Source organism: Polynucleobacter sp. JS-Mosq-20-D10 (assembly GCF_018687755.1).
Taxonomy (GTDB): Bacteria; Pseudomonadota; Gammaproteobacteria; order Burkholderiales; family Burkholderiaceae; genus Polynucleobacter.
The window spans coordinates 1,732,783-1,752,997 of sequence record NZ_CP061305.1 but is presented as its reverse complement, the minus strand read 5'-3'; the positions used below and the strand labels follow the sequence as shown (position 1 = coordinate 1,752,997).

At 47.3% G+C, this 20,215-nt stretch carries 14 protein-coding genes; 6 read left to right on the top strand and 8 right to left on the bottom strand.

What is annotated here, in order from left to right:
* Position 1: 1 nt before the first annotated feature.
* Both FD967_RS09000 and FD967_RS08995 read right to left on the bottom strand, forming a co-directional pair.
* The gene (locus tag FD967_RS09000) at positions 2-835 is read right to left on the bottom strand and encodes a carbon-nitrogen hydrolase family protein (protein ID WP_215325690.1); all 834 of its coding nucleotides are present in this window, start codon (positions 833-835) and stop codon (positions 2-4) included.
* Between the two features lie 4 nt (positions 836-839).
* Complete coding sequence (locus tag FD967_RS08995; RefSeq protein ID WP_251369023.1) at positions 840-5,009, bottom strand: YhdP family protein; 4,170 nt, start codon at positions 5,007-5,009, stop codon at positions 840-842.
* Between the two features lie 79 nt (positions 5,010-5,088).
* Between FD967_RS08995 and glnE the strand changes: the two genes are divergently transcribed.
* Positions 5,089-7,908 carry a bifunctional [glutamate--ammonia ligase]-adenylyl-L-tyrosine phosphorylase/[glutamate--ammonia-ligase] adenylyltransferase gene (glnE, locus tag FD967_RS08990; protein WP_215325689.1) on the top strand — a complete coding sequence of 940 codons (2,820 nt, stop codon included), beginning with the start codon at positions 5,089-5,091 and terminating at the stop codon, positions 7,906-7,908.
* A 2-nt stretch (positions 7,909-7,910) separates the two neighbouring features.
* Here the strand turns inward: glnE and recN are convergent, their stop codons facing one another.
* Together recN and FD967_RS08980 are read right to left on the bottom strand one after the other, a co-directional pair.
* Positions 7,911-9,581 carry a DNA repair protein RecN gene (gene recN, locus FD967_RS08985; protein WP_215325688.1) on the bottom strand — a complete coding sequence of 557 codons (1,671 nt, stop codon included), beginning with the start codon at positions 9,579-9,581 and terminating at the stop codon, positions 7,911-7,913.
* 26 nt (positions 9,582-9,607) lie between these two features.
* Complete coding sequence (locus tag FD967_RS08980; RefSeq protein WP_215325687.1) at positions 9,608-10,513, bottom strand: NAD kinase; 906 nt, start codon at positions 10,511-10,513, stop codon at positions 9,608-9,610.
* 37 nt (positions 10,514-10,550) lie between these two features.
* On the opposite strand from FD967_RS08980, the gene hrcA reads away from it, so the two are divergent.
* The 5 genes from hrcA (at position 10,551) to dnaJ (ending at position 16,690) form a co-directional block, all read left to right on the top strand.
* Entirely contained in the window at positions 10,551-11,573 is a 1,023-nt protein-coding gene (gene hrcA / locus FD967_RS08975; RefSeq protein ID WP_215325686.1) for a heat-inducible transcriptional repressor HrcA, read from the top strand.
* A 45-nt stretch (positions 11,574-11,618) separates the two neighbouring features.
* A complete protein-coding gene (gene hemH, locus FD967_RS08970; RefSeq protein ID WP_215325685.1) occupies positions 11,619-12,713 on the top strand; it encodes a ferrochelatase in 1,095 nt (364 codons plus the stop codon).
* Positions 12,714-12,795: 82 nt separating this feature from the next.
* On the top strand, positions 12,796-13,356 hold the full coding sequence (gene grpE, locus FD967_RS08965; RefSeq protein ID WP_215325684.1) for a nucleotide exchange factor GrpE: 561 nt from the start codon (positions 12,796-12,798) through the stop codon (positions 13,354-13,356).
* A 172-nt stretch (positions 13,357-13,528) separates the two neighbouring features.
* Positions 13,529-15,460 carry a molecular chaperone DnaK gene (dnaK, locus tag FD967_RS08960; protein WP_215325683.1) on the top strand — a complete coding sequence of 644 codons (1,932 nt, stop codon included), beginning with the start codon at positions 13,529-13,531 and terminating at the stop codon, positions 15,458-15,460.
* 99 nt (positions 15,461-15,559) lie between these two features.
* The gene (dnaJ, locus tag FD967_RS08955; RefSeq protein ID WP_215325682.1) at positions 15,560-16,690 is read left to right on the top strand and encodes a molecular chaperone DnaJ; all 1,131 of its coding nucleotides are present in this window, start codon (positions 15,560-15,562) and stop codon (positions 16,688-16,690) included.
* A 14-nt stretch (positions 16,691-16,704) separates the two neighbouring features.
* Here dnaJ and panB read toward each other — a convergent pair whose 3' ends face one another.
* From panB to FD967_RS08935, 4 genes are all read right to left on the bottom strand, one after another.
* Positions 16,705-17,520 carry a 3-methyl-2-oxobutanoate hydroxymethyltransferase gene (panB, locus tag FD967_RS08950; RefSeq protein ID WP_215325681.1) on the bottom strand — a complete coding sequence of 272 codons (816 nt, stop codon included), beginning with the start codon at positions 17,518-17,520 and terminating at the stop codon, positions 16,705-16,707.
* Between the two features lie 17 nt (positions 17,521-17,537).
* Positions 17,538-18,065, bottom strand: a complete 528-nt coding sequence (gene folK / locus FD967_RS08945; protein WP_215325680.1) for a 2-amino-4-hydroxy-6-hydroxymethyldihydropteridine diphosphokinase — start codon at positions 18,063-18,065, stop codon at positions 17,538-17,540.
* A 71-nt stretch (positions 18,066-18,136) separates the two neighbouring features.
* The gene (pcnB, locus tag FD967_RS08940) at positions 18,137-19,537 is read right to left on the bottom strand and encodes a polynucleotide adenylyltransferase PcnB (protein WP_215325679.1); all 1,401 of its coding nucleotides are present in this window, start codon (positions 19,535-19,537) and stop codon (positions 18,137-18,139) included.
* Positions 19,534-20,214 carry an HAD family phosphatase gene (locus FD967_RS08935; protein ID WP_215325678.1) on the bottom strand — a complete coding sequence of 227 codons (681 nt, stop codon included), beginning with the start codon at positions 20,212-20,214 and terminating at the stop codon, positions 19,534-19,536. The genes pcnB and FD967_RS08935 overlap by 4 nt, the downstream gene beginning before the upstream one ends.
* Position 20,215: the final 1 nt, after the last annotated feature.

Genomic DNA, 20,215 nt, shown 5'->3' with positions numbered 1-20,215 from the left:
ATTAAAGCTTGCGGTGTTTTAGTGCGGGTAGCTTAGAGCGTACCTCTTTTAATTTATCTTTGCTGAGCGTGCCCTGAATAAAACCCTCGCCTTCAGGAAGATTGCTCAATATCTCTCCCCATGGATCAATCAGCATGCTCTCACCCCAAGTGCGTCGTTGATTTAAGTGAAGACCTCCTTGGGCTGAAGCTAGGGCATAGCATTGGTTTTCAATTGCGCGAGCGCGCAGAAGAATTTCCCAATGATCTTTACCGGTGGTGTAGGTAAACGCTGCTGGAATAATGTGGCAATCCACTTGGCCAAGGGCGCGGTATAGCTCTGGAAAACGCAAGTCATAACAAATACTTAAGCCAAAACGCCATTCAACTTCATTAAGCTGGATTGCAAATTGGCCTGGTTGACTGCCCGCTGAAATGGTTTCAGATTCTTCGTAACGCTCCGTTGGAGTTTGAAAGCCAAATAAATGAATTTTGTCGTAACGAGCGATTTGTACGCCTCGAGGATCAAACACTAAGGAGGTATTGAGAACCTTATTGGATTCTTTAGCTTCTAAAGGAATAGTCCCTGCAACTAAATAGATATTATTTTCTTGTGCAATCGCGGCAAGACGCTCTTGAATTGGGCCAGACCCTGCCGCTTCCCGTGCATTTACCTTATCGGTATCCCTCAATCCCATTAAGCAAAAATATTCCGGCAACACGGCAATCTGTACTCCGCAATCTGTAGCGGCTTTAATTAAGCGAGCTGCAGTCTCGAGATTTTCATTGAGGCTAGGAGTCGACACCATTTGTATTGATGCTATGTTGAGTTCAGAAGCATTTATTGGTGCGTTCATCTATTTAACCTGGCATTTGGGTGGGGGTGTTTTGGTTTGTAGGTGGGCTTGCAGGAACAGAATTAGGGGAGCTTGGTTTTGTTTGTTCTTTCAAGAGATTCTTAGTGCGAATCGTCTCTAAAGTTTTCGCATCGAGTGGTTGACCCTTTTGATCTAGCGGAATTACTTCCGGATTTTCCCATGACCCCTGAATCAAATAATCTGTCTGCATGTTACGGTTAATTTGATTCGTGATGAGGTACTGCCCCAAGACTGCTCCTAGGCCAATAATGGGGTTGATTGCAAATGCTGCTAGTGAACCTGCAGTAGCGTCAATTGTAGGAAAGATAGTGATTCGGAGATCTTGGGTTTCTTTGGCGACATTGATTTGCCCTGTCATGGCAACCCGAGCTTGATCCAGAATCATGTTGAATTGTTTGGTTTGTGCAACTCCTTGTGCAATCTCGAAGTTGCTAGTAATAGAGTTAAAGGGTGTACCTTTAGTAGCTAAGTTTCCTAGGCTACCTTTTAGGTCAAAGGTTGCAAATCTAAAGAGACTTTGCAAACTGAGGACATCGAGCAACTTAGCTCCATCAGTATTGACTTCTAGTAAGCGGCCTTTGGCGAGGTCTAGGCTAACGTTACCAGCAAGAGAATCGTAGACTGGAGAAAAAGGTGACCCTGACCATGAGATTGAGGCATTGAGCTTTCCTTCACCACCCTCTACCGACTTAGAGTTACTCCAATGAGCAATAATCCGTCCCGCATCTTTAATATTCATGTCCGCAGTGAATGAGCTCAGTTCAGGGTTATTTGGGGTACGAGCCTGCCACTGACCTTTGATAATGGAATTGCCTTGAGGGTTGTTAATTTGCATTGACTCAAGCTTCATGAGATCACGAGTAGTTTTGGATTTGATCTTTACGGCACCTAGTTGAGCCTTTGTCCAACTCAAATCATCGATCGTTAAATCTAGGCTGGGGATAGCATTTGGGTCGATTGGGGTCTTGAGGGGGGTCGCTTTTTGTAGAGTACTTTCCTTGGATGTTAATTCTTGAGATGCGCGTTGATCTGGAACTTTTAGGCGTGCAAGTCTTCCAGAAACAAATCCACTGGGGTGATCACTACTGCCGGGTTGCCATTGCATTTGACCAGCAATCTGGGGTGAATTTAAACGCAGTTGCCAAGCGATATTTTTTTTCTGAGACTGCATGCTGACATCAATCCACTCGCGGTCTAGGGCGATTAATTTCTTCACTTGAGCAGAGATTTGTACATCCTCATCGGGTGTATTTGACGGATTGACTTCATTCGCCTTACCCCTTGATTTGCCTGCCCCTAAAAACTCTACCCACTGATCAAGATTTAGTTCATTGCTTGCCAAGTGGAGAGAAGTGCCTTGCTGTGGCAATGGTGCCGGCGACCCAACTCCTACTGCATTTTTTACTTCATTAGCCGAATTGAGATTTCCCTGAAGAAAGTATTGCCCCCCTAATTTTCCAGACCAATCTGCACGCACTACATTACTCTTGCTGGCTGGGTAAATTTTTAGACTGAGCTCCCCCAACATAGGGGTGCCTGCTAATTTCTTGGCAGGTGAGGGGGCGGAGCTTGCCCAATTGCGTAAATCAAAATTGAGCTTGGTTTGGCTACCTGCTTTGTTAAAGTTGATCAGGCCTTCGTATTTCGCTGACCCACTCATCGCACTAAGCAGTGCTGGGTGAGCTCGAGATTTTAAATTTCCTGAAATGTAATCTTTGATGAAGCTAGCATTAATATCGCCTCCGACGCTAAAGCTAGTATTGCCTGCCGAAGAGGGTGCGCTAGCAATCTTGAGGGCGCCGCCTAAAAAGTTTGCGGTGACATTATCAAACTCGGGATTGACTTCGGTAATGCGTATCTTGCCTTTCAGATTTTCTAAGGGGGGAACCTGCCCCCATTGCACTTGATTTCCGGGAAGATTAATTTTTGCATCGAAGCGAACATCGTCGTCTCCAGCTAGCGGAATTTTTAAGTCAAGACCCACATTCACGAGGCCTTTAAGGGAGAAATTCCTGGCTAAGTTGGCTTGCGCAATTCCTACAGGGGATGCAAATAGGTATTCGAGGACTTCAGAGCCATCACCCTCAATAGAGCCATTGATGAGCAATGCCAGATTTTTAGCGCTGAGATCCGGAATTTGAGCTTTGACCTTGGTGATAGCTACTTTTTTGTAGTTTGCGGTATCAAGATCAATATCTAAAGCTGCTTGTTTCATATTGATATTACCGCTGACATTATTGAGCGCTGACCAAACCCCTTGGCTTTTTGGTAGCAAGGGTACTGGCTTGATGCTTGCTTTGGAGAAAGGCAGGCGCAAGCTGAGCTCTCCCACGGTGCCTGCTGGGTAAGGCGCTTGATTGGGGTCGCCTTTAATGTGCAAAGTACCATTTTGAATCTCACCAGATTCAAAGGCTTTGCTTAAATATAGGCGGCTATCTTTATCCATACCAACCGGTAAATAGCGATATGCTGTTGCTAACTTAGCCTTAACAAACTCCATATCGAGTGTTATCTGATCGGCTTGTTTGGGGGCGCCGATCAGATAGCTGAGATCAAAATTGGTGGTGATTTCAGAGTTACTGAGCTGCAATTTCTTAGCATTAATCAGCCAGCCCCCTTTTTGTTTGGACCAGCTAATCTCACCTTTTGCGCGGTCCAATTGAATTTCAGAGGCGGATAAAAAGTCACTCATCTCTAACTCAAGATTGCTTGAATCTAGTGTGAAGTTACCTTGTTTCTGATTGCTTACTAAGTTTCCAGACAAATGTGAAACTGAGGGCATCGATTTATTAACTCCAGTGAAGCTAATATCATTGAGCTTTGCGCTAATAGTGAAGTCGAGTTTGCTAGAGGAAAACCAATTCCCGGGAATGGGTAAAGCCGAAAGGGCGGATTGGCTTTCAGACCAGTTCATATCTACATTCTGTAACTCACCATCTGCTTCAGAAATCTTGATCCATTGATGAATCTTTTTGGGCAGCGGAAGATTTAGTGCGAAGAGTGCAATATCTTCCAATTGGATTTTCGGCGACGAGAAGCCGAACTCTTTAATCTCGCCATCATCTTTTGGCTGACGCCAACGAAAAGTAATGGGGCTTAATTTTTCAAGTGGTGCAGTATGTGGACTATCGATAGTGCGCCATGCCAAGGTTTTTGTTGTGAGGGAATTTAAGCCGTCATCTGTATCTTGGATTAGCTCTGTCTCTAGCCTGCCAAACTCAAGGGGATCCTCATCTTTGTTTAGTTGCACTATGAGCTGATCAGCTGTTAAGGACATTTGCCCGCCATTGGCGTTGCCGCCATCCAGCTTCAGGCTGCCCTTAGAGTTAATTTTGCCAGCCAAGTCATATACCGGAAGACTCAGATCTTTAGAAATGTGACTGAGCTTGAGTTCAGCAAAATCCCATGAAATAGTTCCGACCCAGTCGCGCCAATTACCCGCCTGGCCACCAAGGTGATGGATAAAGTCAGCTTGAAGTTTGATTGGACTTGGACTCCAAGGGGTTTGGGTGATGAGCTGACCTTCATGACTGCGAATGCCGTTGATTAATTGGAAGCTTTGAATATCAATGACGGTTTTTAGCCTACGACTTTGTTGGTCTTCCCAATAAATTTTGGCATTGTTAACTCGAATATCGTTTTGAGCGAGCAACCAGTTTCCGGTTGAAAAATTATCGGCATTAGCTTGAATCGGAATGCCAGCAATCGAAACTATACCTTTTGCATCTCTCTGTGCGTAAAGCTGCGCCTGATCAATGGTGATCTCGTGAAAATAGGGCGCCAAATAATAGAAGGAAAGCCAGCTGAGTTGCCCACTAACATTTTCAATGAGCAAGGGCGGGGTGGAAGTGCTTGCGCTATTGAATCGCAATCCTTGAATCGCAAAGCTTGGTCGAATTCCAGTCCAAGATACCTGGACATCATCCATTGTGACATTGGTACCCAAGCGAGCACTCATTAAGTGCTCTATGGTGGGCTTTGATTTCTCAATCTGAGGCCAAATAACAAAGCGCACCCCGAGATGGCCTAATACGAAAAAAGCCACAGTGACACCGGCAAGAATGAGGACGCGCTTACGCCAGCGACCACCAGAACCCGGAGGACGTTTTTGAAGCACGCTCTGCAGGCGAGTCCGGATGATATTTACAAACATGAACTCTATTATCCGTCAGCTATTAGGGGATCGCCAAGCTACTGCAAGTTTGAGCCTAGAGTCGGATTAAGATGGAGAAATGACCGATTTTGCCGCCCAACTTGAATTTCTAAAGCAGCACTCCAGCTACGCACAACGCTGGCTCAATTCTCGACCTGAGTGGGCTGATTGGCTTCGCTCCCAGGGCGCCCAAAAAGTGGATGTGATTGGAATCGGGGATTTGTTGGGTCCTTGCCAAGTTGCCTTAGCCGCTCCCGAGCAAGATGAGGTTCAATTTATGGCGGATCTGAGGCTGGCAAGGCAGCGCCTCATGCTCTGGATTGCCTTCCGAGACCTCAATGGCATGGCCGATCTCAGTGAGGTAACACATGCACTGAGTCATTTTGCTGAGGAGGTAATAGCCCTTGTGATTGCCTATATCCGAGAAGATCAGCAGCGTCGTTTTGGCTTGCCTTGGAGCCGGGTTACAGATTCAGAGATGCCTTTAATGGTGGTGGGTATGGGTAAGTTGGGTGGGCTAGAGCTCAACCTTTCTTCTGATATCGACCTGATCTTTCTGTATGAGCACGAAGGTGATACTCAGGGTGGACCTAGGAGTCTCTCGTATCACGAGTGGTTTACCCGAATGGGTAAGCGTCTGATTAAATTATTGGCAGAGCATGATGCTAATGGTTTTGTATTTCGGGTGGATATGCGCCTGAGACCCAATGGGGATTCTGGTCCCCTAGTCTGTAGTCTCGATATGCTCGAAGAATATCTATTGGTACAGGGAAGAGAGTGGGAGCGCTATGCTTGGATTAAGGGCAGGTTGATCTCGCCTTTACCTGATGCATCTTCCTTTGCTTATTGCGAGCGTGAGCTCGATCAACTGATTCGTCCTTTTGTTTATCGCCGTCATTTAGATTACGGTGTGATTGCTTCCATCCGTGAATTGCATAGGCAGATACAGCGTGAGGCTGAGAAGCGCTCCTCCAACCATCATGGTCGATCTAGAGATATTAAGTTGGGTCGCGGCGGCATCCGTGAGATTGAGTTCTTGGCGCAAATGTTTCAATTGATGCGCGGTGGCACAGATCCGCGCTTTCGCATTCGGCCTACTCTAGAGGTATTAGAGTTGGTAAGGCAGCAAGGAATTTTGCCTAGCAAAGAGGTTGATGATTTAAAGGCGGCTTACGTTTACTTGCGTCGCTTAGAGCATCGGATCCAGGTTTGGGAGGATCAGCAAACGCACTATTTGCCCGAGGATGAGGGCCCGCGTACTCGTTTGGCAGCGAGTATGGTCGGGCCTGATCAGAGTCAAGATCAAGCTCGTTTTATATCTGAGCTCGACAAACATCAAACGGCAGTAGCCCAGTATTTTGAAAAAGCTTTTGTACTCGATGATGCTGCACGCTTAGACAATGCCTCCTTGCTAGCAGGCTGGGAGCCTGATACCAAGCTGTTCCCGGAGTCTGCGGCCCGTTGGTTGGCTTGGGCTGATAGCTCCAAGCAAAGACAATTATCAGAAAAAAGCAGGATTATTTTCAATAACCTCATTCGTAAGGCTGCGGAGAACTTGCAAGTGGATCGGCCCATTACGATTAGCGCAGACCAAACTTTACTACGTTTTTTTGATTTATTAGAGGCGGTTGCCCGGCGAAGTGCTTACTTATCCATCTTGTCGGAATACCCTCAGGCACTATTGAATGTGTTGGCTTTACTCAAGACCTCTCAATGGGGTGCGCAATATTTAACTCGGCATCCCCATCTCTTGGATTACTTGCTCAACTCACGCACTGAGAAAGCCCTGATTGAACATCCAGAGCAGTATTGGCAGGAAGTAAAAGCGACCTTGGATATGCGTCTTGATGACGTGATGGCTGATGGTGATGGCTCAGAGCAGGCGATGGATATTTTGCGTATTACGCATCACACTGAAACCTTTATTACTTTGCTCGCAGATTTGGGAATTGGCGTAGATCACGAGCTTTCAGTAGAGAAGGTGAGTGATCACCTATCTGCTTTGGCGGACTTAATATTGCAGACCACTTTTGAGCGGGTATGGCCTGGCGTTGCCCAGAAATTTGCATTACCGCTTGATACGACTGCGCCATTCGCAGTAATTTCTTATGGCAAGTTGGGTGGTAAAGAGTTGGGATATGCCTCTGACTTAGATTTGGTTTTCTTGTATCAAGCCGAAGAAACGGATTTTGCTGCCCAAGAAATATATGCGCTGCTCGCTAAACGGTTGATTAATTGGTTAACCGCCTATACATCAGCCGGTAGCTTATTTGAAATCGATACACGTCTTCGTCCAAATGGCTCTGCCGGTTTTTTGGTGACGAATGCCGATGCATTTAAGAAATACCAGTTACGTCAGGGTGACAACACCGCATGGGTTTGGGAGCATCAAGCTCTGACACGAGCTCGATTCTCGGCGGGATCAACAGTAGTTGGAGAATTTTTTGATAGTGTGCGATTTGACGTTTTAAGTCAAAAGCGTGATGTTGTGCAACTACGTCATGAGATTTTAGAAATGCGTCGCAAGGTTCATGCGGGACATCCCAATCCTAGCCCCAATTTTGATTTAAAGCATGATGCTGGCGGCATGGTGGATATTGAATTTATCGTGCAATTTCTAGTTTTGGCATTCTCAAGTGCCTATCCACAGCTGATTGGTAATCTGGGCAACATTGCTTTACTTCGGATTGCTGGAGAGGTGGGCTTAATTCAAGCTGCAATAGCTCAAGAGGTGGGTGATGCCTATCGCTTGCTTCGGGCGCGTCAACATCGCCTGCGTTTAGATGGTGCAGAAAAGACGCGGGTAGATCTAGAGCTTGAGCCACAACTGGTTCAAGCAAGAGAGGTGGTGCTGACTTTATGGCAAGAAATATTTCTGGCCCCTTCGGACGCTGAATAAACTTAATTTTGCTCTAGTAGCTCGCGAGCATGTCGGCGTGTAGTATCGGTAATCGTTGCTCCGCCCAGCATGCGCGCAACTTCCTCTACTCGCTCAGACCTTCCAAGTGGCATGACCTGAGAGAGGGTTATATCACCTGCCTGAGATTTACTGACTTTGAGGTGGTGATTACCTTGCGCAGCCACTTGTGGCAAGTGGGTCACACACAGAATTTGATGTGACTCGCCAAGTTGACGTAATAACTTTCCAACGGTCTCTGCAACAGCGCCGCCAATACCGGCATCGACTTCATCAAATATCAGTGTGGGTGTAAATGACGCCTTGCTAGTGATGACACTAATAGCTAAGCTAATACGAGCTAATTCACCGCCGGAAGCTACTTTTGCCAATGATCGTGGAGTACTTCCAGCGTGACCTGCAACCAGAAACTCAATTTGCTCAAGACCATAAGCGCCACCTTCGGCCAAAGGTAGTAGGGCAATCTCCAGCTGTCCACCTGCCATCGATAGGTCCTGCATTGCTGTGGTAACTTGCTTGCCTAAATCTAGCGCAGCCTTGTTGCGTTTTTGTGAGAGTTGCTTTGCTTGCTTGAGATAGGCAAGCTCTTCTTGTTTCACCCTCTCACGTAAAGCTTCTATATTTTGCGAGGCCGTTAATGCCTCTAAGCGTTCGACAGTGTCTAAAAGTAGCTTTGGTAAGTCATCTGCTTCGGTGCGGTATTTTCTAGCTGCACCATGAAGCGCTTGCATGCGCTCCTCCACCTCGCTGAGGCGTGCAGGATCTAAATCGAGTTTTTGCAAATAACGATTGAGGCCATGCACCGCTTCATCTATCTGAATTTGGGCTGACTCTAAGGCTTGGCTGATATCACTGAGTGCGGAGTCATGTTCGGCTAGAGCGCTGATATTGGCGCTAGCTTTAGAAAGAGTGGACTCTACGGAATTGTCTGCGTCGCTTAGAGCATCGATTGCTTCTTGGCAGCCGCTCATAATTTTTGCGCCATTCGCTAGGCGTGCATGCTCACCTTGAATGGTTGTCCATTCGCCTTCCTGTGGAGAGAGCTCAGTGAGCTCCTCTATTTGCCATTCCAAACGCTCACGCTCACGTTCAATATCTTGCCCAGCATTTTCAGCTTGCTCGAGTCTGCGACGCGATTCATTCAGAGTTTTAAATAATTGAGAGACCTCAGTAATCAGATCTAGGTGATTGGCGTGGCGATCCAAAAGTTCGCGTTGTGCGCCACCTTTGAGCAGCAGTTGATGTGCATGTTGACCATGAATATCTACTAATTGATCGCCTGCTTCTCGCAGTTGCACCAAGGTTGCTACGCTGCCATTAATGAAGGCGCGGCTACGGCCATTGGCCTCCACGGTTCTTTTGAGTAGAAGACTTTGCCCATCGTCTTCAAGTGGAAAACCTTGCTCATCAAGCCATTGACTGAAATGTTCAATTTGCTGTGCATCAATCCGAAAGAGGGCGCTAATTTCTGCGCGGTTGCAGCCTTCACGAATTTGGCTGCTATCTGCGCGTTCGCCCAATACCAGGCTGAGAGCATCCAAGAGGATAGATTTACCAGCACCGGTTTCACCAGTCAAGACTGTAAACCCGGAGGAAAAGTCTAGCTCTAGCTGGTCAACAATGACAAAGTCGCGAAGCGATAGTGTTTGAAGCATGCTTTAGCGTACCAAAAAATTCGACATCAGAATGTCGATGGGTATTCATTCCAATGTAACTTCTCGCGCAAGGTTTTGTAGTCACTATGGCTGCGAGGATGAAGTAGGGTAATCGTTTTTTCGGATTGACGGACTTCTATGATGTCACCTGATTGCAAATGAGTTTGTGATTGCATATCAAAGTTCACAATCACTTCTCTGCCATCAATCACTTCGATACTCACCACAATATCTTGCGGTAAGACGATAGGGCGATTGGATAAGGAGTGCGGTGCAATTGGTGCCAATAAAATTCCGGCAACCCGAGGATGCAGAATCGGTCCGCCAGCGGAAAGGGCGTAAGCTGTTGAGCCGGTAGGGGTAGACACAATTAAGCCATCTGATCGCTGGTTATACATAAATGAACCGTTGACGCGCACTGCAAGCTCCACCATGCCTGATATTCCGGAGCGATTGACCACTACATCATTGAGAGCGAGGGCTTGATTGATTTTTTTGCCATCACGCATTACCACTGCATCTAGAAGTGTTCTGGTGTCGGCTTCGTAGTCGCCAGCAATGATTTGCGGCAAAACCGTTTGAACGTTCTGGATGGGAATGTCGGTCATATAGCCTAAGCGGCCCATATTGATGCCAACGAGGGGGACGTTACTGCCGGCCAGTTGGCGCCCAATTCCCAGCATTGTCCCGTCACCACCTAAAACTACCGCTAAATCAATGGCTCCTGCAAACCCCTCTACTTTTTTGATCGGGTAGGCGGTTAGGCTCAAGTGGCTGGCGGTGGCACTTTCAATGTAGACCTCACAGCCTTGCTGGCCAAGTAGCGCTGCAAGGTCCTTAAGACGCTCTTGCATGCCGTCAGCTTGATATTTACCGACAAGCGCAACCCGGCCAAAGGCCTTTTTGCTGGAATTTGGGGATGGGCTTAACATATAACGATTAAACCATACGCATAAAATCCCTACCACCATGGATGATCGTTCCCGCGCCTTACTGAAAACCCTCATCGAGCGCTATATCGAAGAGGGTCAGCCTATTGGCTCACGCACTCTATCTCGATTCTCGGGATTGGATCTTTCTGCGGCCACGATTCGCAATGTTATGGCAGATTTAGAGGAAATGGGTCTAGTAACCAGCCCCCATACCTCAGCCGGTCGTATCCCAACCCCAAGAGGCTATCGCCTCTTTGTGGATACGATGGTGACGGTTCGCCCCCTAGAGGAAATTGCCGCCCGTGAGATGGAAAAAGGGCTTTTGCCAGATTCACCCCAGCGGGTACTGAACTCCGCTGCGCAAATTTTGTCGAATTTGACTCATTTTGCTGGGGTAGTGATGACACCCAAGCGGGCCCAAGTCTTTAAGCATATTGAATTCTTAAGGCTTGGTGAGGGCAAAATCCTGCTCATCATGGTTACACCTGAAGGCGATGTTCAAAACCGCATCCTCCCTACCTCGCAGGACTACACCCCAAGTCAGCTAGTTGAGGCTGGAAATTACATCAATACTCAGTTTGCCGGCAAGAGTTTTGCAGAGGTGCGTGCACACCTTGTCTCTGATTTGGATAATTTGCGAAGCGATATCTCGGGGCTGATGGCTCTGGCATTGCACAGTGGGGTTAGTGATTACGGTATGGGTCAAGGAGATATGCTGCTATCAGGTGAGCGGCGCTTACTGAATGTTGGCGATCTCAGTACGAATTTGGATAAGCTGCGCAAGATGTTCGATATGCTCGAGCAAAAGTCGGTCCTAATGCAGTTGCTAGACGTATCTAGTCATGCCGATGGTATTCAAATTTTTATTGGCGGCGAAAGTGATTTGCTGCCTTATGAAGATTTAGCCGTCATCAGTGCGCCGTACAGTGTGGATGGTCAGATCGTTGGAACCCTCGGCGTGATTGGCCCTACTCGTATGGCATACGATCGGGTGATTCCGATTGTCGACATCACCTCTAAGTTGTTATCGGGCGCATTAAGCGCACCAATAAGTTCTTAGTGACATTTATATCTTTGAGCACTATTTAATAAAGACGGATCTTCCTTGAATCAAAATCCCCACCTACGCCCCTCTAAGACAGCAGTGTTATTGCTCAACTTGGGCACTCCCTCCGCACCAACTGCTAAAGCAGTAAGGGCTTATCTCAAGGAATTTTTATCTGACCCACGCGTTGTAGAAATCCCCCGCATTATTTGGTGGTGTATTTTGAATGGCATTATTTTGCCGATTCGTAGTGGTGCGTCTGCAAAAAAATATGCCTCAATTTGGTTGCCAAAATTAGGCTCACCTTTGATGCATTACTCCCGCCTGCAAGCAAAAGAGCTGGCGGAGAAATTCGCTAATCACGGTCAAGTAGTGTTAGTAGATTTAGCCATGCGTTATGGTGAGCCTTCAACTCAGCAAGCCCTGGAAGCCTTGCAGGCGCAGGGTATGGAGCGTTTATTGTTGTTGCCACTATATCCACAGTATTCTGCGACAACCACTGCTTCTAGTTTTGATGAAGTGTTTCGCGTACTGGGGACTTGGCGTAATCAACCCGAGTTGCGTTTGGTTAAGTACTATCACGACAACCCTGCCTATATTTCAGCATTACGCGACCAAGTACTTGGTGCATGGGATAAAGATGGTCGCCCAGATTTCGCTGCTGGTGATCGCTTTGTAATGTCTTTCCACGGCCTACCCAAGCGCAATTTAATGAAGGGCGACCCCTACCATTGCGAGTGCTTGAAAACCGGTCGCTTACTTGGTGAGTCATTAGGTCTAGAGCCTGGACAATACTTGGTCACCTTCCAATCTCGCTTTGGTAAGGCAGAGTGGCTCAAGCCTTATACGGCTCCGATGATTGAAGAGCTTGGTAAAGCAGGTTGCAAACGTGTCGATATTTTTTGTCCAGGATTTCCGGCAGATTGCTTAGAAACCTTAGAAGAGATTGCGATGGAAGCGCGTGAAATCTTTTTGGAGCATGGCGGCAAAGACTACCGCTACATCCCTTGCTTAAATAGCAATCCAAAGTGGATCGATGCAATGTACGACATTGCCCAGCAGCATCTATCTGGTTGGAGTTTAGGTGTTGAGTCCGATGCGGTATTGCAGGAGCGCGAGCGCTTGGCTGAACTAGCTAAAGCGAAGATTACTTAAAGCTAGGCGCACTTGAAATTACCTAAATCGGCCCCATATTGTTGAGAAGTAGTCATCCTGATAGAAAAGTGAATTTGCACCTATGACCCAAGAAAATCAAACTCCATCTCCTGAGCAAGAAAATACTGCTGCCGATCCCCAGGCGCAAGCTAGTGCACAAGCCGCTCCTGCGGATGCCGAAGCAAAGACTCCAGAGCAAGAAATTGCCGAGTTAAATCAAAAGTTAACCGAGATGCAGGATAACTACCTCCGCGCTAAAGCCGAGGGTGAAAACATTCGCCGCCGTGCCGCCGAGGATGTCTCAAAGGCGCATAAGTTTGCGATTGAGAGTTTTGCCGAGCACCTCGTGCCGGTTACAGATAGCCTGTATGCAGCTCTGAACGCAGAGACTGTGGATGCCAAAGCCTTTAAAGAGGGCCTAGAGATCACCCTAAAACAACTGCTATCCGCCTTTGAAAAAGGTCGTTTGACTGAGATTAATCCTGCTGTAGGCGACAAATTCGATCCTCACCATCACCAAGCTATAGCTTCTGTGCCTTCAGATCAAGAGGCTAATACTGTGGTTTCAGTACTCCAGAGGGGTTATTCCATTGCTGATCGTATTCTGCGACCATCCTTGGTAACCGTAAGCGCACCCAAATAAGGTATTAAAAGCCCCTAAATGGGGTTTTTTGGGTCAAAAAAGATAAAAAGGGCAGAAATCTGCCTTTTTTGCTTTTTAACTCTTGAATTTCTCTTCTTCGACCCCATTTATTCCTTATTGAATTATTCGCAGTTTGACGAAATTACACATAACTTAATTTTTTGGAGCCATTATGGGAAAGATTATCGGAATTGACTTAGGAACCACGAACTCGTGCGTTTCTGTTGTGGAAAACAATGCACCTAAAGTTGTCGAGAACGCAGAAGGCGGTCGCACAACTCCCTCCATCATCGCTTATGTTGAAGACGGCGAAGTATTGGTTGGCGCACCTGCAAAACGCCAATCAGTAACTAACCCTAAAAACACCATCTACGCAGTAAAGCGTTTGATGGGTCGTAAATTTACTGATGCGGAAGTGCAAAAAGACATCGGCTTGATGCCTTACAAAATTGTTCAAGCGGACAATGGTGATGCTTGGGTGGAAGCGCGCGACAAAAAAATGGCACCACAACAAGTATCAGCAGAAATTCTGCGCAAAATGAAAAAGACTGCCGAAGATTACCTCGGCGAAGAAGTGACTGAGGCAGTGATCACTGTTCCTGCTTACTTCAATGATAGCCAGCGTCAAGCTACTAAAGATGCGGGTCGTATCGCTGGTTTAGATGTAAAGCGCATCATCAATGAGCCAACTGCTGCGGCATTAGCCTTCGGTTTGGACAAGCAGGACAAGGTTGATCGCAAGATTGCAGTGTATGACTTGGGCGGTGGCACATTCGACGTATCCATTATTGAGATTGCTAACGTGGATGGCGAGAAGCAGTTCGAAGTACTCTCTACTAACGGCGACACTTTCCTAGGTGGTGAGGACTTTGACCAACGCATCATTGATTGGATCATTGCTGAGTTCAAGAAAGAGCAAGGCGTGGATTTGAGCAAAGATGTATTGGCCTTGCAGCGCTTAAAAGATGCCGCTGAAAAAGCGAAGATCGAATTGTCATCTGCACAACAAACTGAGATCAATTTGCCATACGTGACCGCTGATGCTGGCGGCCCTAAGCATTTGAACTTGAAGCTGACTCGCGCTAAGTTAGAGTCATTGGTAGAGGAGTTGATCAATCGTACGGCTGGTCCTTGCTTGACTGCAATTAAAGATGCTGGCGTAAATCCTGCTGATATCGATGACGTGATTTTGGTCGGCGGTCAAACCCGCATGCCTGCTGTGCAGGACAAGGTAAAAGAAATTTTCGGTAAAGAGCCACGCAAAGATGTGAACCCAGATGAAGCGGTTGCAGTTGGTGCCGCGATTCAGGGCTCTGTATTGTCTGGCGATCGTAAAGACGTATTGCTTCTGGACGTAACCCCATTGTCTTTGGGTATCGAAACCTTGGGCGGCGTGATGACCAAGATGATTCCGAAGAACACGACTATTCCGACTAAGCATTCACAGGTTTACTCCACAGCGGAAGATAACCAGCCTGCGGTAACTATTAAGTGCTTCCAAGGTGAGCGCGAGATGGCTGCTGCCAATAAATTGCTCGGTGAATTTAATTTGGAAGGTATTGCTCCAGCACAACGCGGTATGCCACAAATTGAAGTGACTTTTGATATTGATGCCAACGGTATTTTGCATGTAACTGCAAAAGACAAAACGACTGGCAAAGAGAACAAGATCACCATTAAGGCAAACTCTGGCTTGACTGAAGAAGAAATTTTACGCATGGTGAAAGATGCTGAAGCGAATGCCGATGAAGATAAAAAAGCATTGGAATTAGTAACGGCGCGCAACACTGCGGATGCTTTGGCCCACTCAACCAAGAAAGCTTTGGAAGAGCATGGTTCTGCTTTAGAGGCTTCTGAGAAAGAGGCAATCGAAGCTGCCTTGAAAGAATTGGACGAGGCCATCAAGGGTAGCGACAAAGCTGCTATTGAGACTAAGACTGAGGCTTTGGGTAAAGCAAGTCAGAAGCTGGGCGAAAAGGCCATGGCTGCAGAACAAGCTAAGGCTGGCGGCACTCCTGGCACAGCTCCTGGCGGCGCACCAGGTGCAGCTCCCGATGCTGACGTAGTGGATGCGGATTTCAAGGAAGTGAAAGACAAGAAGTAATCCCGGAGATTGAAATCCATTTAACGTAGTTTAGAGGTGCTTAAATAACAAGTCGGCCACGTGCCGACTTGTGTCATTCAGGTTGTTGAGAGGAATTTTGTGTCTACAAGTAAACGTGATTATTACGAGGTCCTTGGAGTTGCCAAAGGCGCTAGCGATGAGGAGCTAAAAAAAGCTTATCGAAAAATGGCGATGAAGTATCACCCTGATCGCAATCCCGATAGCAAAACAGCAGAAGCGCAATTTAAAGAAGTTAAAGAAGCTTACGAAACTTTAACGGACCCGAATAAGCGTGCCACATATGATCAGTATGGTCACGCTGGCCTCGATCAATCAGGTGGTTTTGGTGGCGGCGGCTTTGGCGGCGGTGGCTTTGCTGACGCTTTCGGTGACATCTTTGGCGATATTTTTGGGCAAGGTGGCGGCCGTCAGTCAGGACCACAGGTATATAAAGGCGCTGATTTACGTTACAACATGGAGATCACTCTTGAGCAAGCTGCCGAGGGTTACACGACTCAAATTCGGGTGCCAAGTTGGAGTAATTGCAAGCCATGTCATGGCACTGGCGCTGAACCTGGTAGCAAAGCCGAGAGATGTACTACTTGCGGCGGTCATGGCCAAGTCCGTGTCCAGCAAGGCTTCTTCTCCATGCAGCAAACTTGCCCTAAGTGTCGTGGCACTGGTGAGTACATTCCGAAGCCATGTAAGACTTGCCATGGCAGCGGTAAACATAAAGAACAAAAGACACTGGAAATCAAAATCCCTGCGGGTATTGATGATGGTATGCGTGTGCGCTCCGTTGGAAATGGCGAGCCCGGCGTCAATGGTGGACCATCCGGCGATCTTTATGTAGAGGTGAGAGTCAAGCCCCATAAGGTATTTGAGCGCGATGGCAGTGATTTGCATGTCCAAATGCCAATCTCGTTCGCAACTGCAACGATTGGTGGGGATATTGAAGTCCCAACGCTTTCAGGGCGCGTCGAGTTCCCGATTCCTGAGGGTACGCAAACTGGAAAAACATTCCGTTTGCGCAACAAAGGTATTAAAGGTTTGCGCTCGACCATGGTGGGCGATCTCTTCGTCCACGTTGCTGTTGAGACTCCAGTGAAGTTAACTGATGAACAGAAAAAATTACTGCAGAGCTTTGACGATAGCCTGAAATCAGGTGGCGACAAACATAACCCCCATCAAAAGGGTTGGTTTGATGGAGTAAAGAGCTTTTTTAGTTAACTAGTAGCTAGAATTTATCCAGCAAAGCCGTGTTCGGGTCCGGGGAACTTTCCGGATTTTACTTCTCGAACATAGGCTTTGACTGCCGCCTCAATTGAGGCGTGGCCATCCATAAAGTTTTTAACAAACTTTGGCGGCTTCCCAGGGCTGATGCCCAACATATCTTGCAGTACCAATACTTGACCTGAGCAATTTACGCCTGCACCGATTCCAATGGTGGGAATGGCGAGCGATTCGGTAATGGACTTGCCTAATGAAGATGGAATGGCTTCAAGCACAATCATTTGTGCACCAGCTTGCTCGCAAGCAATTGCCTGCTCAAGCATGAGGCTTGCAGCATCTTTTGACTTACCTTGAACTTTATAACCACCCAGGATGTGAACAGACTGGGGTAATAGTCCTAGATGGGCGCAAACAGGAACACTACGTTCTACTAAATACTGAATGATGTCGATTTGCCAATCACCGCCCTCAAGTTTGACCATATCGGCACCAGCGCGCATGAGTTCTGCTGATGAATCTAAGGCTTGAACGGGGTCGCCATAGCTGGCAAAAGGTAGGTCGGCAATGATGAATGCATGGGTGTTAGCCCGAGCGACACATTCAGTGTGATATGCCACTTGCTCTACGGTTACTGGTGTGGTGCTGGAGTGACCTTGAATTACATTCCCTAAGGAGTCCCCAATCAGGATAGTTTCTACTCCGCTACGATTTAACAGGGCTGACATCGTTGAATCGTATGCAGTCAGCATCGTAATTTTTTCCCCCTCAGCATGCATGGCGAGGAGTTTAGAGATCGTAATTGGCTTTTCGCCTTGTAAGTAACCCATGGCGTGAGTTTAATGAATTAATGCGCTGATCGGCTATAAACCTGTTTTTCACCGCAATTACAGTTGCGGCAAGAGAGTTTTTCAATGCGCTGATCGGCTACATTAGGTAGATAAGCCTTGAGTTCGCCCCAGTTGGGTAAAAAGAAATCTGGGGCAATTTCTAGCAAGGGAAGCAGAACAAACGAGCGCTCAATGATTCTGGGGTGGGGGATGGTGAGTTCCGTATCTGTTTGAGATACACCCTCAAAGGACAGGATATCCAGATCAATCGTCCGGGGTGCATTAGCGTAGGGACGCTCGCGCCCAAATTCTTGTTCGACTGCTTGGCAGACGTGCAAAAGGCCATAAGGGCTTAATTGCGTTTCAATTTCAATGACCGCATTGATATAGTCTCCGCCGGTGGCTTCGAAGGGCGCGCTTTGATAAAAGCAGCTTTTAGCCAGTATTTGGAGTTCGCAACGCTGCGCGAGGCACACAATCGCATCCGTAATAAGCTGACGCGTGTCACCGATATTGCCACCAAATCCAATAAAAGCTCGAGCCATGCTCATTCCAAACAAGAGAAGGGTACAGAAAAACTACTGAAACTACTTTACTGAATTTTTCTCAAGTCTGCTTAGTCTGCTGCACTTTCAGTGGGTACGGCCACTTTGGTTTTTCTACGGCGACGTCGTTTTGTGGGGGAGGCGCTAGTACCAGCCTCGCTTTTAACACTCGCCATCAGAGCTTCTTGCCCGGTTGGGTCAGTTGTAATAAAGCTGGTCCACCACTCGCCTAAGGCAGGATTTTTCTCGCCCGTGGCACAGCGCAGCAGCATAAAGTCATAACCTGCTCTAAAACGTGGGGATTCAATGAGGCGATAAGGGTAGCGTCCAACTCGCTTTTCAAAGCGGGGCTGCATTGACCAGATTTCCCGCATATCGCTCTCGAAGCGGCGCTGAATTACCATGCCGTTACTTTGACTAGCAATAGTCTCATCCATCGCATCATGTAGTGCGGGAATATTGGAAATTCCTTTGGCAATATTCTTTTTCCAATTGCTCAGGAGATCTGGCCAGAGCAAAGTAGCGAACAAGAATCCAGCCGAAACACTTTTGCCAGATTGAATGCGTTGATCGGTATTAGCAAGGGCAATGCGAACAAAATCATTGGCTTCCTTAGATCCTGCACTCTGATCCAGGATGTGATCCAGCAAGGGCAGGAGGCCATGATGAAGTCCTGCATCCTTGAGGCCTTGAATCGCAGCCCATGAATAACCGGACATGAGTAGCTTGAGGATTTCATCAAAGAGACGAGCGGATGGAACATCATGAATCAATTTGCCTAATTTAGCGATGGGCGCGCGCGTTGCTGCGTCTAAGGTAAAGCCTGTCTTGGCTGCAAAGCGAATAGCGCGCAGCATACGAATTGGATCTTCACGATAGCGCTTAGCCGGGTCACCAATCATGCGCAAGGTCTTCTTCTGCATGTCTGCCATGCCGCCGTGATAGTCGAGTACGGTTTCAGTTGCAGGGTCGTAGTACATCGCATTGATGCTGAAATCTCTGCGTGCAGCATCTTCATGCTGACTGCCCCAGACGTTATCGCGCAAGATGCGGCCATTTTCTGCTACATGCTCGCCAGCGTTCTCCAGTAAAGCTCTAAAGGTGGATACCTCAATAATTTCAGGTTGGCCTTTGCCAAAAAAAGTGACATGCACAATCTGAAAGCGACGACCAATGAGGCGTGCTTTGCGAAATAGTTTTTGTACTTGCTCAGGCGTGGCATTGGTTGCTACATCGAAGTCCTTAGGACCAATGCCTAAAGCTAAATCTCGTACGGCTCCGCCCACAATAAAAGCATCATAGCCAGCCTGCTGCAAAGTTTGAGTTACCTTCACAGCATTTTTAGAGAGTAAATCTGGGTCAATACGGTGAGTTTTTTTGGGGACTCGCTTCGGCGCACCAGAGGTATGGGCTGCAGTATGTCGGATCATTGGATCACGACGCAAAATACGTTTAATAAATTTGGTAATCATGCAAACAGTTCAAGTATGGGCCAGTGACGTTTTAAGGCTTCATCACGTAGGCGAGCATCCGGATTGGTAGCAACAGGATTGCTCACTTTTTCCAGGAGAGGTAAATCGTTCATCGAGTCTGAATAAAAATAACTTTGTGGCAATTCATCCAATGCGAGCTTTTGAGTAGCAAGCCAATCATGAACTCGTTGAATTTTGCCTTCCCGAAAACTCGGGATCCCCTTGACTGCGCCTGTGAAATCAGCGAAAGGCTGATCTCCCACAGTGGCAGGTTCAGTAGCCACCAGATGTTCGATGCCAAAACTTTCTACGATGGGGCGAGTAACAAAGCTATTGGTTGCAGTCACAACACAGCAAAGATCACCAGCATCTTGGTGGCGCTTCACGAGATCAAGCGCCTGTTGACGGAGTTGACCGGTAATGACCTCTTGCATGAAGGCGTCATGCCATTCTTTGAGCTGTGCGCGGGAATGTTCGGAGAGTGGCTTTAACGCAAAGCGTAAGAACTCTTGAATGTTAAGTTTTCCATCTTTGTAATCTTGATAAAAGCGTTCATTTTGCTGTGCATAGTATTTGCTATCGACTACACCAATGCGCGCCAAGAACTGACCCCATTCGTAATCGCTATCGCAGGGGAGAAGAGTGTGATCTAAATCGAACAGTGCTAATTGAGTCATT

Coding starts and splice junctions, on each gene's coding strand:
- FD967_RS09000 (WP_215325690.1), bottom strand. CDS start 835: ATGAACGCACCAATAAATGCTTCTGAACTCAACATAGCATCAATACAA.
- FD967_RS08995 (WP_251369023.1), bottom strand. CDS start 5,009: ATGTTTGTAAATATCATCCGGACTCGCCTGCAGAGCGTGCTTCAAAAA.
- glnE (WP_215325689.1), top strand. CDS start 5,089: ATGACCGATTTTGCCGCCCAACTTGAATTTCTAAAGCAGCACTCCAGC.
- recN (WP_215325688.1), bottom strand. CDS start 9,581: ATGCTTCAAACACTATCGCTTCGCGACTTTGTCATTGTTGACCAGCTA.
- FD967_RS08980 (WP_215325687.1), bottom strand. CDS start 10,513: ATGTTAAGCCCATCCCCAAATTCCAGCAAAAAGGCCTTTGGCCGGGTT.
- hrcA (WP_215325686.1), top strand. CDS start 10,551: ATGGATGATCGTTCCCGCGCCTTACTGAAAACCCTCATCGAGCGCTAT.
- grpE (WP_215325684.1), top strand. CDS start 12,796: ATGACCCAAGAAAATCAAACTCCATCTCCTGAGCAAGAAAATACTGCT.
- dnaK (WP_215325683.1), top strand. CDS start 13,529: ATGGGAAAGATTATCGGAATTGACTTAGGAACCACGAACTCGTGCGTT.
- panB (WP_215325681.1), bottom strand. CDS start 17,520: ATGGGTTACTTACAAGGCGAAAAGCCAATTACGATCTCTAAACTCCTC.
- folK (WP_215325680.1), bottom strand. CDS start 18,065: ATGGCTCGAGCTTTTATTGGATTTGGTGGCAATATCGGTGACACGCGT.
- pcnB (WP_215325679.1), bottom strand. CDS start 19,537: ATGATTACCAAATTTATTAAACGTATTTTGCGTCGTGATCCAATGATC.
- FD967_RS08935 (WP_215325678.1), bottom strand. CDS start 20,214: ATGACTCAATTAGCACTGTTCGATTTAGATCACACTCTTCTCCCCTGC.